Source organism: Armatimonas sp., from assembly GCF_964826245.1.
Genome location: NZ_CBAYMC010000094.1, coordinates 1 through 15,386 on the forward strand (window position 1 = coordinate 1; position 15,386 = coordinate 15,386).

Genomic DNA, 15,386 nt, shown 5'->3' on the forward strand with positions numbered 1-15,386 from the left:
TTTTAGTAGTTGCTGCATTTGTCACATTCCTTGGCAATGCACTCCGTCTGACACTCCTGGGCATTATCGCTCGAATCACGCCGGATTTTGCAAAATTACTCGAAAATCAATTACTGTTCATCCCTACTATATTAACAACATATTTGTGCCTGCTAGTAATTCATGCCTTCTGCAAAAAATTTCTCCGATCACATATAAGAAACCAAGAGATTGTAGTATGAATGAAAAATCCGTACTGGATCAGCGTATTAAAAGCATGGGAATATTACTACTGTTTCTTGCGTTAATCATGTCCATAATTTTAGCTCGCCAAAACCGTACATCCAAATGGCTTTTAGAAGCACCAATCGCTGTTGATTCCTGGAATGTTTCAGAGATACCTCTACCACAAGAAACATTAGGAACACTAGGAGGGGCTCATACTAAGGGACTAGAGTTTAGCAATCCTCTTGATGAAAGAGTTCGGTGCCAGTTTATTGCTCCCCGCTCGTTCGAGTCCTACCGTGAGCCTGATCTGTTTTCTCAGCTACAAATTAGTGCTCAGCGAAGCTTACCTCTCTTCGGGCCTGATAAGTTTGTCCGCGCCTGGATTTTAAAAGTCCCCAACACGGAGCAGCGCCTGTTGGTTTATGCTTGGCTACAGTCACCTAGAGGGAGTACGACATTATTTGGTGACCGTAGCATGGAGCCTAATTTCTTAGAGCGCCTTCGTTTAAATGGCTTAGGTCTAATTAGAAATGAACCCATATGTCTTGCGCGACTATATGTAAACATTGCATCGTCTGACAAAAATGGTGCGCAGGCTAGACGTACACTAGATCGTATTGCCCATAGTATCTATAAACATAACACGAAGGAAAAATCATGAGAGTTACTTCAGTGATATTGTTTTTGACTCTTAGTGTTATAAGTGGTTGTACTTCACAGCTTTCGTCAGGCGGAGAAGACATTGAGTATCTCAAAAACCTCCAAAGTAATGGACAAAGAATAGAGAGCAAGCCTCTTCTGCCACTTGCTCCTGGAAATTACTGGGAAATGACTGCAATCAGTGAGAAAAACAAAACAAAAGATAAAATCGAGGTTGTCGGTCCTATCCAAGTTGCGAGGAAAAATGGCCTGCTCGTCAAGCTTCTTAGGAACGGTTCACTGTGGCGTCAAGAGGTTTATCGCAATGACGCAACAGGGATTTGGCTTATGGCTTTTGGTGAAAAACAAGTAGATCTTCTGCAACTCGATCCTCCCATGCGTTTGCTTGCTTCCTCCTTTCATGAAGGTGATGAAATAAATTGGAAAGGAAATATTCTTTTTAAATCAAAGCGATACGAAGCAACAGGGTACTGCCGTGTTACTTCTTTAGAAACTCTTCAAACTCAAATGGGTAGATTTCAAGCCTACCGACTTGATTCCGTAATTTCTATGATTCGTCCTAATGATATTACTCTTCATTTCCCCTCTGTCCGTTGGCTCTCTCGGGACATTGGCTTCATACGACGAAGCTATGCCGATGATGGACGACCAGCAGTTCAAAATTTAGAACGCTACATGATACGAGGAGAATAGAAAAATGGACAATCTTCAAAATTTATGGGATTTACTTAAGTCGCAAAAATACTGGTGCTTTCTGTTTTTAATTTATTTGACAGCTTGGATTATCCCCTTTCATTGGATGGAAGATTTCTGGCAGTATCATTACTCTCTGTTAGCAGCCCAGCCATTTGTTTTGCCTGGGTTTCTCTTCATACTTTGGGGACGCAGACAACTAATCGCTACCTCGTGGATAAAGATTAACCATGAGGAAAAACGAAATCCTAAAAAAATCCCATCAGGAAGCCTAACACTCTTAATTATCGGATGTATACTCTATTTTTTTGCGCATTTTTCCCGACTAGCATTGGCAGGAATTTTAGGGCTCGTACTAATTCTCCTTGGTATAATAGTACGGATATATAGTAGGAAAATATTACGTCCTCTTATGCCTCCAATTTTGTTTTTATTAGCTATAGTTCCTTGGCTACCCGAAAGCATTATTGGACAACTTGAAAAGTTGTTCCAGCGCATCAGCATATTATTAATCCAACAGATATTTATCCGTACAGGAAATAGTGTAATAATTAACGGAGATGCACTTGTTATAAACTATGGCACAATACCTCTACCTTTTGGCATTTCAGGTAGCCAAGGTTTTTTTTCAGCCATTCTTATATTCTGGGGTTATGGACTTTATCATTTATATAAAACGTCTAAGATATTTTATCAAATCCTAGTTGGGTGTATAGCCACATCAATAATCTATCTAATGCGTTTCGTATTGGTTTGTTTTTTCTCATCTGGAAATCCAAATATAGCAGCTTTTTTCGCAAATACAAACTCATGGATAATAACATTCGTCGGCATTTCACTAGGTTTTCTTCTCATTAAATATATTCCTCCGTTCCGGATACCTTCATGGATTCAACCACTTGCACTTAAGGTTAAAATGACAAGTAATGCCATACAACGCCCTATTGATAAAGCTATTACGAAATCTTTCTCTTTTGGGACAGCATTAGGTGGATTTATAAATCTAATTTTTCATCCTCTTATCTGGACTTTTGATAAAACAGTCCCTCTTTTTGTTAAAGTAGGACAATGGGTGGGTAGAACTAATCGTAATCTTGATTCTCGATTGCGAAAAGCGGATCGAGTCCGGGCACAGCGTAAGAAAAATAAGGGTAGGTAGGTAGCTTTAACATGAACAAACGACTCTTTATTCAACTGTCAACCATTGTCGGAGTGACAGCAGCACTGAGTCTTTTTTCGCAAAAAAGACTAGAGTGGGCTGGTGGTTGGTTCCCAAATATCTCAACCACCATTGGTTCCTGGGAAGGGATAAATCAGCCGGTATCTCAGGAAACACTCTCTATTCTGGGGTTTCCTCGTGCATCAAGCGTTGAGTTCTCAAATGGCACAGGAGACTCCGTCCTTGCGACATTGGTTACGGCTGGCCCCTTCGAGAACTTTCATGACCCGACGGTCTGTGTCGGTGGTACGGGGGTCTGGGAATTTACATCTCTAAAAGAATTCCCTCTTGACGGCCCTGGAAGTGCCACCGTACGCGCGATGATCTTTCGGAAACGTAGTGAACCTAAAGTGCGTATTATCATGTACTACTGGCAGCAAGGCCGTGATGGTTATACCACCAGCGAACCAATGATGGGAAACTTTCGTGATTTACCTGCACGCCTTCGAACAGGCTATGGTGCACTTGTGTTAGGACGTCAATCTGTAATTCTTCGCATTTATGCAGCATTTAATGAAGAAGAAGATTCAACAGGACTGAATGCTCAGCGTGGAGTCCACGAAATTTCGCGTAATATCTATAGAGATCTACTAAAGATGGGGAAATCAGGCGAATGAAACACCATTATTTTCTACTGATGTGCTTTATTCCACTACTTACAAGCTGTAAAAACGTTAGGATTGCAAGCGGTGCAGACGATAGTTTTATCCATCTCCCCGATGAAATCAATACGAAACCTACACCTCCGAAAAAATCATTGTTTCCAACACCCGTTGGTGGATACTGGATCTATCGTCTGGTTAATACAAAGGGAGAGCAAGAAAAAGTAGTCGTTCAACCGAGTCGAGGTGCGGAAACTGCCGTTCTTGCAAGTGCTCAAATCTCAGGCAAACCCCGGGAAGAACTCTTTAAAATTACACCCCAAGAGATTACTCATCTCTCGTCGTCTGGAGGGAATGATAAAGTCACGATGAAACCTCCGATGCCTCTGCTACAATTTCCCTTAAATTTTGACAAGTCAATTACCTGGCAAGGAGGAGTGCTACTCAGAGACTCCCTTGTCCCGAGCAAAGGCCACTCTCGCTTAAAGGCAATTGAGAAAGTAACCGTCCCAAGAGGGACATTTACGGCTTATCGCGTGGACTCCATTCTCGAGACAACGACATCGGGAGGGACGAGCACCTACTGGACCACCCGCTGGTTTGCTCCTGGTGTTGGCATGGTTAAGGTGCGCTACATCGTCCATAATCCTAACCAACCGGATCAACTTTTTCTGAAAGAGCTTATAGACTACAAACTTTAGAACATTCGGCACGTTTCCTGCATAAGGTAGGAGATATGACAGTCAAACCCTGCGTCTCTGTTGTGGTTATTTTTTATAACCCTGGACGTTTTTTCACAGAAGCACTGGACTCTGTTCTTACGCAGACATTTACCGACTGGGAGCTTTTACTTGTCAATGATGGCTCCCAGGACGGTTCGACGGAGATTGCGCGGCAGTATGCACAGCAGCATCCCAGTCGCATCACGTACCTTGAGCATCCGGGTGGCCTCAATCGTGGTATGAGTGCAACCCGCAACTTGGGACTAGCCCATGCTCGCGGTAAGTACACGGCTCTGCTGGATGCGGATGATTTTTGGCTTCCCAATAAGCTTACCGAACAAGTCGAGCTCCTTGAGCGCTTCCCTGAAGCTGCTGCGGTATTTGGACGCAGTACGATCTGGCACTCCTGGTCGCCTGCTACCACCCAACCAGACTGGCTGAATCTCGGTGAGCTTCCGGCAGACCGCCTGATCTCCCCTCCCGAAATGCTCATCCACTGGCTCCATGATGAGAGCTTTCAGCCCTGCACCTCCGAGTTCCTGGCTCGAACTCACATCCTTCGTGAAGTCGGGGGCTGGGACGAGACTTTTAAAGGGCTCTATGAAGACAACGTGCTCTATACCCGATTGTTCACGAGATACCCAGTCTATGCGGCGACACATACCTGGAATCTTTACCGGCAGCACCCCGATAACTGCTGCCATCAAGCGATGGCAAGAGGCGAGTGGGCTCTGGGTAAAGCCAACCCTGCAAAACATAAAATTCTCCTCTGGATTCAACGTTTTTTGGACGACAATAAACTCAAGAATCCTGAAGTTGAAAAAGCGCTCTCGGATGCACTACTTCCGTTCAAGAATCCGGCGCTCTTTAACGTGCGCCAGTTTCCTCGCCGGGTCATAAATAAGCTACGGCACATCTTAGTGAGATAATCTTATGCAAACGCTCCATGAACGCTTCGCAGCCCAGGTCGTGCGAAACCCTGACGCCACTGCATTGACGTTTTCTGGCCAGTCGCTGACCTACACCCAGCTCGATGCGCGGGCCAATGCACTGGCACATCGCCTGATTATGGAAGGGGTCGCCCCGGACACCCTCGTGGCACTTTTGGTGAATCGTGGCTTTGAGATGGTGATCGGGATCTTGGGAATTCTAAAAGCCGGAGGTGCATATGTCCCCCTTGACCCCGCCTACCCCGCTGATCGTCTTGCCTTTCAGCTCGCAGACTGTGAGGCAAGCGTTCTTGTGACGCAAGCGGGCATGGCGCGTCCCGAAACCTCGGCAACGGCGGTCGAAGTTGGCTCCGACGAGCGATCTGATGCGCCAGGCAACCACGCCACAACGCAAAACCTTGCGTATGTCATCTATACCTCTGGCTCGACCGGCCAGCCCAAAGGGTGCCTTGTCGAGCACCGCAATGTCCTGCCCCTCTTTGACAACCCGGCATTTGCTGCCACGGAGCGCGATGTCTGGACGCTCTTTCACTCCTACGCCTTTGATTTCTCCGTCTGGGAGATCTGGGGGGCCCTGCTCCACGGAGGACGGCTCGTCATTCCCACAGACTCCGAGCGCCGTGCCGCCGATGCTTTTCATGCCTTACTTCGTCGTGAGGGCGTGACGGTTCTCAACCAGTCCCCGACGGCCTTCGCCCAGCTCATGGCCGCCGACGAAAACGCCCCCAAGCTAGACTCACTGCGCACGATTATTCTCGCGGCAGAGAAGCTCGAAGTGGCAAGCCTAAAGTCCTGGTTTGCACGCTATGGCGACCAAGCCCCCGCGCTCTGGAACCTCTATGGCATCACGGAGACTACCGTATTTGTGAGCTACCGGCGCATCCTCACTGCCGATACCGACTCTACCGTGAGCCCGATCGGCGTGGCGTTTCCGGGCTGGAACATGCACGTGGTCAATGGCGAGCTCTGGGTCGGTGGTTTGGGCGTTACCCGTGGCTATCTCAAGCGCCCCGAGCTAACGGAGGAACGCTTTGTCTGCTACCAGGGCCAGCGAGTCTATAAATCGGGAGATCTCGTCTCGGTGCTCCCCAACAGTGAGCTAGACTATATCGGGCGCTCCGATCTGCAAGTCAAGCTCCGTGGGCACCGGATTGAGCTGGGTGAGATCGAGGCTGCCCTCGTGCAGTTCCCCGGTGTTCGTGGGAGCGCGGTCGCCCTGCACGATGAGAAATTAGTCGGCTACACACTGGGCCAGAAGCCCGAGACGGCGGCTCTTACCACGTACCTACGAGAGCTGCTCCCTAGCTACATGGTGCCCACGGCATTTGTGCACCTTGAGAGCTTCCCCATGACGGTCAACGGCAAGCTGGATCGGCGAGCACTGCCTGCTCCGCCCTCCTCCCCCAGCCCCTCCTCCCGAGAACAACGGGAGGAGGGGAGTCCGTTGGAGAAAATCCTAGCGCTCTGGCAGCGGGTGATGGGAACCAGCGAAGTCTTGAAGGGCGACGATGTGTTCTTCGATATCGGGGGGCACTCGCTTCTCTTACCGATGGTGCGCGACGGGATCAAAGAGCTTTTTGATGTCGAGCTGAGCCTTGTCGAGCTGTTTGAGTATCCCAGTGCGAAGGCACTAGCAACGAGAGTTGCCCCCCCCGATAACAGGGGAGCTAATGTCTCCTCGCAAAATAGCCAGATTCGCGATAGAGCCACGCGACAACGTGAAGCAATCGCTCGACTTCGCCGACACTAAAGGCGGAGAGTTATGGACGAAATTCAGGGTATCGCGGTTGTGGGGATAACAGGGCGCTTTCCTGGTGCCCCTGATCTGGAGACATTTTGGCAAAATGTAAGCCAGGGGGTTTGCTCGCTAGAGCGCTTCGCCGCCACCGACGATCCCCACTATGTACCCGTGCGCGGCACCTTAGAGGGAGCCGAGGCGTTCGATGCGGGCTTCTTTGGCTTCCAGCCCCGTGAGGCCGAAGCCACCGATCCTCAGCAGCGTGTCTTTCTCGAAGCGTGCTGGAGCGCTCTGGAAGACGCGGGCTATGTCCCCGAGAGCTTCCCCGGCAACATTGGTGTCTGGGCGGGCATGAGCAACAACACCTACTGGCATCTGGTGCGCCAGAACCCTGAGCTAGAGCGCACTGCGGGTGCGATCACGGTGATGCTGGGCAACGAGAAGGACTATGTCGCGCTTCGGGTTGCCTACAAGCTTGGCCTACGCGGCCCGGCGATGGCGCAGAACACCGCCTGTTCTACCTCACTAGTCGCTGTGGTAAATGCCGTCAATGCGCTCCAGTCCTACCAGTGCGACATGGCGCTCGCCGGTGGCGTGGCGATCTACTCGCCGCAAGAGACGGGCTACACCTATGTTCCGGGTAGCATTCTCTCCCCCGACGGTTCCGTACACGCCTTCGATGAGAGCGCCAACGGCACGGTCTTCGGGTCAGGTGTGGGCGTGGTTGTCCTCAAGCGTCTCGAAGACGCGCTCAAAGACAACGATACCATCCATGCCGTGATCCGTGGCGCGGCAATCAACAACGACGGTGCCGACAAAGCAGGCTTCACCGCCCCGAGCATCTCTGGCCAGTCCGAAGTCATCGCCATGGCGCAGGCTCTCGCAGGAGACAGCGCCGACGAGATCAGCTACGTCGAATCGCACGGCACCGGCACCCCACTCGGCGATCCGATTGAGATTGCGGGACTCACCCGTGCGTTCCGTGAGACAACCGAAGCGACCCAGTTCTGCGCCCTCGGTACGCTCAAGCCCAATATCGGGCACCTCGATGTCGCCTCGGGCGTGGCCGGGCTGATCAAGACGATCCTTGCGCTCAAGCACCAGCAGCTTCCTCCCGCGATCAACTTTAACAAGCCCAACCCCAAGATCGAGTGGGCCACCAGCCCCTTCTTCGTCAATACGGAGCTGTGCCCCTGGCAAACCGAGCCGCGAATCGCCGGGGTCAGCTCGTTTGGCTTTGGCGGCACCAACGCCCATGTGGTGGTGAGTGAAGCACCTCTCCTCCCCCCCCAGCCCCCGTCCAACGGGCGAGCCTTGCTCACCCTCTCCGCACGCTCCGAAGCTGCCGTTGAAAACGCGGCAGCGAACTTGGCGCAGCACTTGGAGAAGCACCCCGAGCTCTCTCTGACGGATGTTGCATACACGCTCCGGGTCGGGCGGCGGGAGTTTGCCCATCGACGCGCGGTGAGTGTCGCCGATCACGCCGATGCGATTGCGGCGCTTACGGACAAGAAGCGCGGAGCATGGGGCAAGGCTATCGAGAGTCCGTCCGTGGTCTTTCTGTTCCCTGGCCAAGGCGCGCAGAGCTGCGGTATGGGCAAGCAGCTCTATGAGCGCAGTGACGAGTATCGCGCCGCGGTAGACGAGTGCGCCGAGATTCTTAAAGCGCCACTCGGCCTCGATATCCGCGAGATCATCTTCGGCAACGACGAAGCCGCGCTCAGCCAGACTGCCATTACGCAGCCCGCGCTCTTTGCGATCGCCTACGCCTCAGCGAAGTACTACGAAGCACACGGAATCACGCCGAGCGCCCTGCTGGGCCACAGCCTTGGGGAGTATGTCGCGGCGCATCTGGCGGGGGTGTTCTCGCTCACCGATGCACTCACGATTCTTGCTGAGCGGGCGCGGTTGATGCAGAGCCTTCCTGGTGGAGCCATGCTCGCCGTCCGCCTGCCCGAGTCCGAGGCGGCTCCTCTCTTTGAACAATTCGGGCTCTCGCTGGCAGCTGTGAATGGCCCACAGCTCTGTGTGGCCTCTGGGACATTTGAGCAGATCGAAGCACTTGAAGCGACGGGAGTTGCAGGTAAGCGACTCAAGACATCACACGCCTTCCACTCCACAATGACCGAGCCGATTCTCGAGGAGTTCGAGCGCTACGTGGCATCCGTGCCACGCCATGCGCCCACACTCCCCATTGTCTCGACCCGCACAGGAACCTGGCTAACCACAGACGACGCGATGTCGCCGCGCTACTGGGCCGAGCAGCTACGCCATGCGGTGCGCTTCGATAACGCTCTCTCGGTCTTGGTTGCCAACCCAAGCCACATCTTTGTGGAGTGCGGACCGGGGCGCATCCTCACAACGCTGGCAAAGCAGCGCCCAGAGAAGCCACGCACACTCACTACCGACGACGACCCTCTGGCCCAGCTCTGGGCTGCTGGAGCAACACTGCCCGAGCCGACGCCCGCCCGCCGCGTCGGGTTGCCAACCTATCCCTTTGAGCGCCAGCGCTACTTTGCCGAGCCGAAACAAACCGAAATCACCCACGAAATCACGACGCCTATGTCCACACAAACCGCCCCCGACCGAAAACCCCGCCTGCTCGCCGAGATTCAGGAGACCCTCTCCGACCTCTCGGGCATGAACGCCAGCGAGATCGCCACCGATGCCAGCTTCTCTGAGCTGGGTTTTGACTCTCTGTTCTTAACACAAGCCGCACAAGCCCTCGCTAAGCAGTTTGGGGTAAGCCTCGCCTTCCGCCAGCTCATGGAGGAGCTCTCGACACCCGCCGCGCTGACAGGCTACGTGGATGGCTTGCTGGCTCCCGAGCTTGCTCCCAGTCCGCAGCCCGCACTCACTGAACCCACCCCGGCTTCGTTCGTTCCTCACTTCGCCGACCCTCCCTTGGCTCAAGGGAGGGTGGATGCGAGTTTTGCGAGTAGCCGGGTGGGTTCAGGTGTAGAGTCCCTCGTCGCCCAGCAGCTCGCCATTATGCAGCAACAGCTAGCCTTATTGTCGGGTGGCGTGGTGACGGCCCAAACCGTTCCTGTCGCGGTACCAGAGCCTGCCAAGCCGACGCTGAATATCGCATCTGCGCCCAATATCCCTTCGCTTGCCGAAGGGGTCGGCAGTGGAGCGAGGAACGAGCGCAGCGCGCCGGGGGATGCAAATACCAACCACGGGCCATTCCGTCCGATCCAGAAGACCGCCACCGATGCGTTCACGCCACAACAAAAAGCGCATCTGGCGGAGCTGACGGCGCAGTACCTCGCCAAGACCCAAAAATCCCGTGAGTACACGATCCAGCACCGGCAGAAACTCTCCGATCCGCGTGCGGTGGCGGGGTTCAAGCCGTTCTGGAAAGACCTGATCTACCCGATTGTCGCCAAGAGCTCCAAGGGAAGCCAGATTGTCGATATCGACGGCAATACGTATGTCGATATGACCATGGGCTTTGGGCTGAACTTCTTTGGACACGGGCCCGATTTTCTGATCGAAGCCGTGAAGAAGCAGCTTGATTTAGGAATCGAGGTCGGGCCGCAGTCGCCGCTGGCAGGCCCCGTGGCGGAGAAGCTCTGCGCCTATGTCGGGGCCGAGCGGGCGATCTTCTGCAACACGGGCTCCGAGGCGGTCATGGCCGCGGTCCGCGCCGCACGCACAGTCACGGGCCGCGATAAAGTAGTCATGTTCTCCGGGGCCTACCACGGGGTCCACGACGAAGTCTTGGTGCGGGGCAATGGCCGTGGCAAGTCGTTCCCCATCGCGCCGGGGATTCCCAACTCGGCGGTGAGCGAGACGATTATTCTGGAGTACGGCTCCGACGAAGCGCTCCAGACGATCCGTCAGCGCGCGGGGGAGATCGCAGCCATCTTGGTCGAGCCGGTGCAGAGCCGTCACCCCGACCTGCGCCCCTATGAGTTTGTCAAGACGCTCCGCTCGCTGGCCAGCGAGCATGAGATCGCCTTTGTCTTTGATGAGATCGTCAATGGCTTTAGACTAGGCCGCCGTGGCGCGGCGGGTGTCTATGAGATCGAGCCGGACATGCAGACCTTTGGCAAGATCCTGGGGGCGGGCATCCCGATTGGCGCCCTCACAGGGAAAGCCAAGTTCCTCGACGCCTTCGATGGTGGGCAGTGGGAGTACGGTGATGACTCGTTCCCATCGGTGGGGATGACATTCTTCGCGGGGACGTTTGTCCGCAATCCTATCGCCATGGCCGCCGCCAACGCCGTGCTGGATCGCTTGAATGCCGACCCCAATATCGCCGAGCGGATCTCGGCTAGGGGCGAGCAGTTCGGGGCGAAGCTGGAGGCCATCCTCAAGAAGTGGGGCGTCCCCTTCCCGCTGGAGCGCTTCCGCTCGATGTTCTATCTCAATACCCACGGCGCGACAGTGGGTGGCCTGCTCCACTTCCACCTGCGGCTGCGCAACGTCCATATCTGGGAGAACCGTCCATCGTTCCTGTCCACGGAGCACACTGATGCGGACCTAGACTTTATCCTTGATGCCTTCGAGCAGTCCTGCGCCGCCATGGCAGACGCAGGCTTTCTAACGCCGCCCGCACCGGTGACACTTCCCACGACGCCGCAGCAGCGCGAGGTCTGGCTAGCAGCCCACGAGAGCGAGACCGCATCACTGTCCTACAACGAGTCGATTGGAGTGCACCTCGACGGAGACTTGGATACCGAGAAGCTCAACCAGAGCCTCCAGCGCATTGTCGAGCGGCACGATGCCCTCCGTGCTAGCTTTAGCGAAGATGGTACCACGCAGACCATCGCCCCCTCGCTGACTCTCGATGTCCCGATAACAGAGACGGATGAGGCTGGGCTTGCACAGCTCCAGAAAGACGAAGCATCTCACCCTTTTGACCAGGCGCACGGGCCGCTTTTGCGGGCCCGGCTCGTGCGCTTAACTTCCCCCCTACCCCCCGCCGGGTACCCTCTGGGTGGGGGGGACAATGAGGAATTACCTTGTCTCCCCCCCGTTGGACGGGGGCAGGGGGGGGATCGACATGTTCTGCTTTTGACGGCGCATCATATTATCTGCGACGGCTGGTCGTGGGCAGTGGTGCTGGATGAGCTTGCCAAGGGCATGGCGGGTAAGCCCCTACCCGCCCCCTACAGCTTTATCGAGTTCGCCCAGAAGCCCCGCAACGACTTTGATCTCACCTGGTGGAAGGCGCAGCTCACGACGGGTGACCTCACGCCGCTCGCACTCCCCACCGACCACGCCCGCCCCGCAGTCTTTACCTACCGTGGCGACCGTATCCACCGTATTCTCCCTGAGAGCCTGGTAGCACCGCTCCGCAAGTTCTCGGGCAAGCAAGGTGCGACTCTTTTTGCAACCCTCTTCACCGCCTACGAGACCCTCCTGCACCGCCTCACGGGCCAGAGTGAGCTCGTGATCGGTGTGCCCTCGGCGGGCCAAACGACCGTCGAGACCGACGCGCCTCTCGTGGGCCACGCCGTCAATCTCTTGCCCATCCGTGTTGCAGGCGATGGCGTATTTACCGAACTTCTTTCAGGGCGCAAGCGGCAGATTCTCGATGCCTTCGACCATAGAGACTGCACCTTTGGAACTCTGGTCAGCGCCCTGAACCTGCCCCGCGACCCGAGCCGCAACCCACTGATCTCGACCACGTTCAACCTAGAGCGCACTGGTGGCGGCGACTTGGGCTTCGTCGGTCTTAGCAGCCACATGAGCAAAGCCCCCCGTGTCGCCTACCAGTTCGAGCTGGGCTTTAACTTAGTGGACGATGGCAAGACAATTGAGGTGGAGGCGAGCTACAACACCGATCTCTTCCTCGCCGAGACTATCACGCGCTGGCTGGCCCACTTTGAGACGCTTCTTGAAGGCATTCTGGCGCAGCCTGAGAGCGAGATCGCCACGCTTCCCCTGCTCATGCCTACCGAATCTGCACAGCTCACAACTTGGGGCGATGGTGGAAAAGTGGGACGAAGCTTTGCACCGCTCGCAACACTCTTCACCGAGCAAGTCACGAAAACGCCAGATGCCGTCGCCGTCACCGACGGCACGCAGTCCCTCACCTACGCCGAGCTGAAATTGAGCGTCGATACGCTTGCCGCACAGCTCCGGGAGTTGGGAGTACAGCACGGTCAAGGCGTCGCCATCGAGCTTCCTCGGTCGCTCCAGACCATTACGAGTGTTCTGGGAGTTCTGAGTGCCGAGGCGTTCTATATTCCCATAGACCCCACCTACCCCGACGAGCGCCGCGAGTGGCTGCGCAATCATAGTGGTGCAGTCGCAGTGATTGAGCCCTCCTCCACAGCCCTCCTCCCAAACGCCCAGAGGGCACCCGGAGGAGGGAAGAGCGAAGCGGAGGGAGGAGGGTTGGCCGCCCTCCTCTACACCTCGGGCTCCACGGGCACGCCGAAGGGCGTGCAGGTCGCGCAGAAGGCTATCGCACGGCTCGTCAAAGGCGCCGACTGGCTGGAGTTTGGCAACCAAACCTTTCTGTTCCATTCTGCCTTCGCCTTTGATGCGACGCTTCTGGAGATCTTTGGGCCGCTCCTCAACGGCGGCACACTGGTGGTTGCTCCTGAGGGGCCGCTGACCCTCTCAGAGCTGGGGGAGACGGTGCGTAAAAACAACGTCACGACGCTCTGGCTCACGGCGGGGCTATTCCATGCGCTGGTAGACAGTGGCCTCTCGGACTTTACGGGGGTTCGGCAGCTTCTGGCTGGCGGTGACGTGCTCTCAACGCCGCACGTGTCAAGGGCAATACAGGCACTCCCCCAGACGCGCCTCTTCAATGGCTACGGACCGACGGAGAACACGACATTTACCTGTGTCCATGCCATCACGGAGGCCGACACGCAGGGCGTGAGCATTCCGATTGGCAAGCCCATCACGGGCACCACCGTTCGGATTCTCGATGCCAACAGGCAACCCTGCCCGATTGGGATTGTCGGGGAGCTCTGCACAGGCGGCGATGGCCTCGCCCTCGGCTACCACAACGATTCCGAGCGCACGACGGAGACGTTTGTCGAGGTGCGTGGCGAGCGCCTCTATCGCACGGGGGACCTGGCACGCTGGCAACCCAACGGCTGCATAGAGTTCCTCGGCCGCGCCGATGCACAAGTCAAGATTCGCGGGAATCGTGTCGAGCTAGGGGAGCTTGAAGCAGCCCTCTGTCGTCTCCCTGGCGTCCACGAAGCTGCCGCCCTCGCCCCCACAGATACCCACGGCAGCCGCACTCTGGTTGCCTATGTGGTAGCTGAGGTGGAACCAAACACACTAAAGCAAGCCCTCCAGCTCGCACTTCCACCCTACCTTGTTCCGTCCACGATTGTCTCCGTAGACGCGCTGCCACTCAATGCAAATGGCAAAGTAGATAAAGCAAAACTCACTCTCATCAACCCTCTTCCTAGCGAGGTACGAGCGCCACAGGAAGAGGGTCGGCGAAGCCGGGGAGATGGCCAAGGCGGGGTGGGTTCAGTCGGAAAACTAGAAGCCCTGTTCGCCGAAGCCCTCGGGCTAGAGTCCGTCGCCCCCGACGATGACTTCTTCGCTCTGGGCGGTGACTCACTCAAAGCCATTCGCCTCTTCGCCCGAATTGAGACGGAGTTTGGCAAGCGCCTCCCGCTCTCGGCCCTCTTTGCAACCCCCACTCCCAATGGAATCGCGGCACGAATTGCCCCTCTTCCCACGAGCGTGCGAGCCGTTGGGGAAGAGGGGACGGCGAGGAACGAGCCGGGGGAGATGGCGCGCGGCACGCTCGTCCCTATCAATCCTAAAGGCAGCCGCACGCCGCTCTTTCTGATCCATCATGTCCAGGGGATCGTCGTGCTCTACCAGGATCTCGCCAAGCACCTCGGAGACGATCAGCCGGTCTTTGCCATCGAGGCGGCGGGTATGGACGGTGAGACGGAGCCCCACGAGTCTATGTGCGCCATGGCCCAAGACTATGCTGCGCTGATTCGCCAGCAATACCCGGACGGCTCCTATCGTCTTGCGGGGTTCTCGTCCGGTGGAATTGTCGCGCTGGAAGTGGCACGTGTGCTTCGAGGCAACGGGCATGTGGTAGAGTTTGTCAGCATGTTCGACAGCTACGCCCCCGAGTACCACCGCCAGAACCCAGAGTTCACCAACCCCGAGACCACCAAGCAGCGGCTCGCGGCCCACTTTAATATGTTCCGCAAGCTCGACACCAAGAGCCAAGGCGAGTATCTGAAACGTCGCCTTCAGAAAGTGCAGGATCGGCTGAAACCTATGGTAAACGCCGAGCCGGAGCAGGCGTTCTGGGAGGCACTAGGTCGGGTTCGTCAAGCACAAGAATCGGCGATCCATGCGCACTTCCCAGAAGTCTACAATGCCCCTGTGACTCTGTTCCGAGCACAAGAGCACAGTGAGCCGTGGGATGCGCACCTGTTCTGGGGTGAGGTACTTCCGCAGGTCGAGATCTGCGATATCCCCGGCGACCATCATCTTTTAATCCAGGAGCCGTTTGTCAAGACCCTCGCGGAGGAGCTAACCCAGAGGCTCGCCCCCCCGACTCTACGACTTATCCAGGCAGCATGACACCGCTAGAGGCACCGGAGGGAGTGGTGGTCTGGCAGCTTGAGCTGGACAGGC

General features: G+C 55.7%; 9 protein-coding genes and 1 pseudogene. All 10 read left to right on the plus strand.

Features of this window, described 5'->3' with window-relative positions; genetic code table 11:
* On the plus strand, positions 1-221 hold a 221-nt coding region (locus tag AC1XOS_RS10800; RefSeq protein WP_481962227.1), incomplete at its 5' end, for a hypothetical protein.
* Positions 218-868 (plus strand): hypothetical protein, encoded by a 651-nt coding sequence (locus tag AC1XOS_RS10805; RefSeq protein ID WP_481962228.1) that lies wholly within the window; start codon positions 218-220, stop codon positions 866-868. The genes AC1XOS_RS10800 and AC1XOS_RS10805, both read left to right, overlap by 4 nt.
* Positions 865-1,560 (plus strand): hypothetical protein, encoded by a 696-nt coding sequence (locus AC1XOS_RS10810; protein ID WP_481962229.1) that lies wholly within the window; start codon positions 865-867, stop codon positions 1,558-1,560. The genes AC1XOS_RS10805 and AC1XOS_RS10810 overlap by 4 nt, the downstream gene beginning before the upstream one ends.
* Before the next feature lie 4 nt (positions 1,561-1,564).
* Positions 1,565-2,719: an archaeosortase/exosortase family protein gene (locus AC1XOS_RS10815; protein WP_481962230.1), complete on the plus strand. Its 1,155-nt coding sequence runs from the start codon at positions 1,565-1,567 to the stop codon at positions 2,717-2,719.
* 11 nt (positions 2,720-2,730) lie between these two features.
* Entirely contained in the window at positions 2,731-3,396 is a 666-nt protein-coding gene (locus tag AC1XOS_RS10820; protein ID WP_481962231.1) for an exosortase-associated EpsI family protein, read from the plus strand.
* Positions 3,393-4,082, plus strand: coding sequence for a TapB family protein (locus AC1XOS_RS10825; protein ID WP_481962232.1), 690 nt, complete (start codon positions 3,393-3,395; stop codon positions 4,080-4,082). The genes AC1XOS_RS10820 and AC1XOS_RS10825 overlap by 4 nt, the downstream gene beginning before the upstream one ends.
* Positions 4,083-4,117: 35 nt before the next feature.
* Positions 4,118-5,032 carry a glycosyltransferase family 2 protein gene (locus AC1XOS_RS10830; RefSeq protein ID WP_481962233.1) on the plus strand — a complete coding sequence of 305 codons (915 nt, stop codon included), beginning with the start codon at positions 4,118-4,120 and terminating at the stop codon, positions 5,030-5,032.
* A gap of 4 nt (positions 5,033-5,036) precedes the next feature.
* A pseudogene (locus AC1XOS_RS10835) lies at positions 5,037-6,407 on the plus strand (amino acid adenylation domain-containing protein); the annotation flags it as partial.
* Positions 6,402-6,803, plus strand: coding sequence for a phosphopantetheine-binding protein (locus tag AC1XOS_RS10840; RefSeq protein WP_481962235.1), 402 nt, complete (start codon positions 6,402-6,404; stop codon positions 6,801-6,803). The pseudogene AC1XOS_RS10835 and the gene AC1XOS_RS10840, both read left to right, overlap by 6 nt.
* A 12-nt stretch (positions 6,804-6,815) precedes the next feature.
* Positions 6,816-15,332: an amino acid adenylation domain-containing protein gene (locus AC1XOS_RS10845; protein WP_481962234.1), complete on the plus strand. Its 8,517-nt coding sequence runs from the start codon at positions 6,816-6,818 to the stop codon at positions 15,330-15,332.
* Positions 15,333-15,386 lie beyond the last annotated feature (54 nt).

Excerpts from the sequence above, each read along its gene's own strand:
- AC1XOS_RS10805 (WP_481962228.1), top strand. The coding sequence starts at position 218 with ATGAATGAAAAATCCGTACTGGATCAGCGTATTAAAAGCATGGGAATA.
- AC1XOS_RS10820 (WP_481962231.1), top strand. The coding sequence starts at position 2,731 with ATGAACAAACGACTCTTTATTCAACTGTCAACCATTGTCGGAGTGACA.
- AC1XOS_RS10810 (WP_481962229.1), top strand. The coding sequence starts at position 865 with ATGAGAGTTACTTCAGTGATATTGTTTTTGACTCTTAGTGTTATAAGT.
- AC1XOS_RS10830 (WP_481962233.1), top strand. The coding sequence starts at position 4,118 with ATGACAGTCAAACCCTGCGTCTCTGTTGTGGTTATTTTTTATAACCCT.
- AC1XOS_RS10815 (WP_481962230.1), top strand. The coding sequence starts at position 1,565 with ATGGACAATCTTCAAAATTTATGGGATTTACTTAAGTCGCAAAAATAC.
- AC1XOS_RS10845 (WP_481962234.1), top strand. The coding sequence starts at position 6,816 with ATGGACGAAATTCAGGGTATCGCGGTTGTGGGGATAACAGGGCGCTTT.
- AC1XOS_RS10840 (WP_481962235.1), top strand. The coding sequence starts at position 6,402 with ATGACGGTCAACGGCAAGCTGGATCGGCGAGCACTGCCTGCTCCGCCC.
- AC1XOS_RS10825 (WP_481962232.1), top strand. The coding sequence starts at position 3,393 with ATGAAACACCATTATTTTCTACTGATGTGCTTTATTCCACTACTTACA.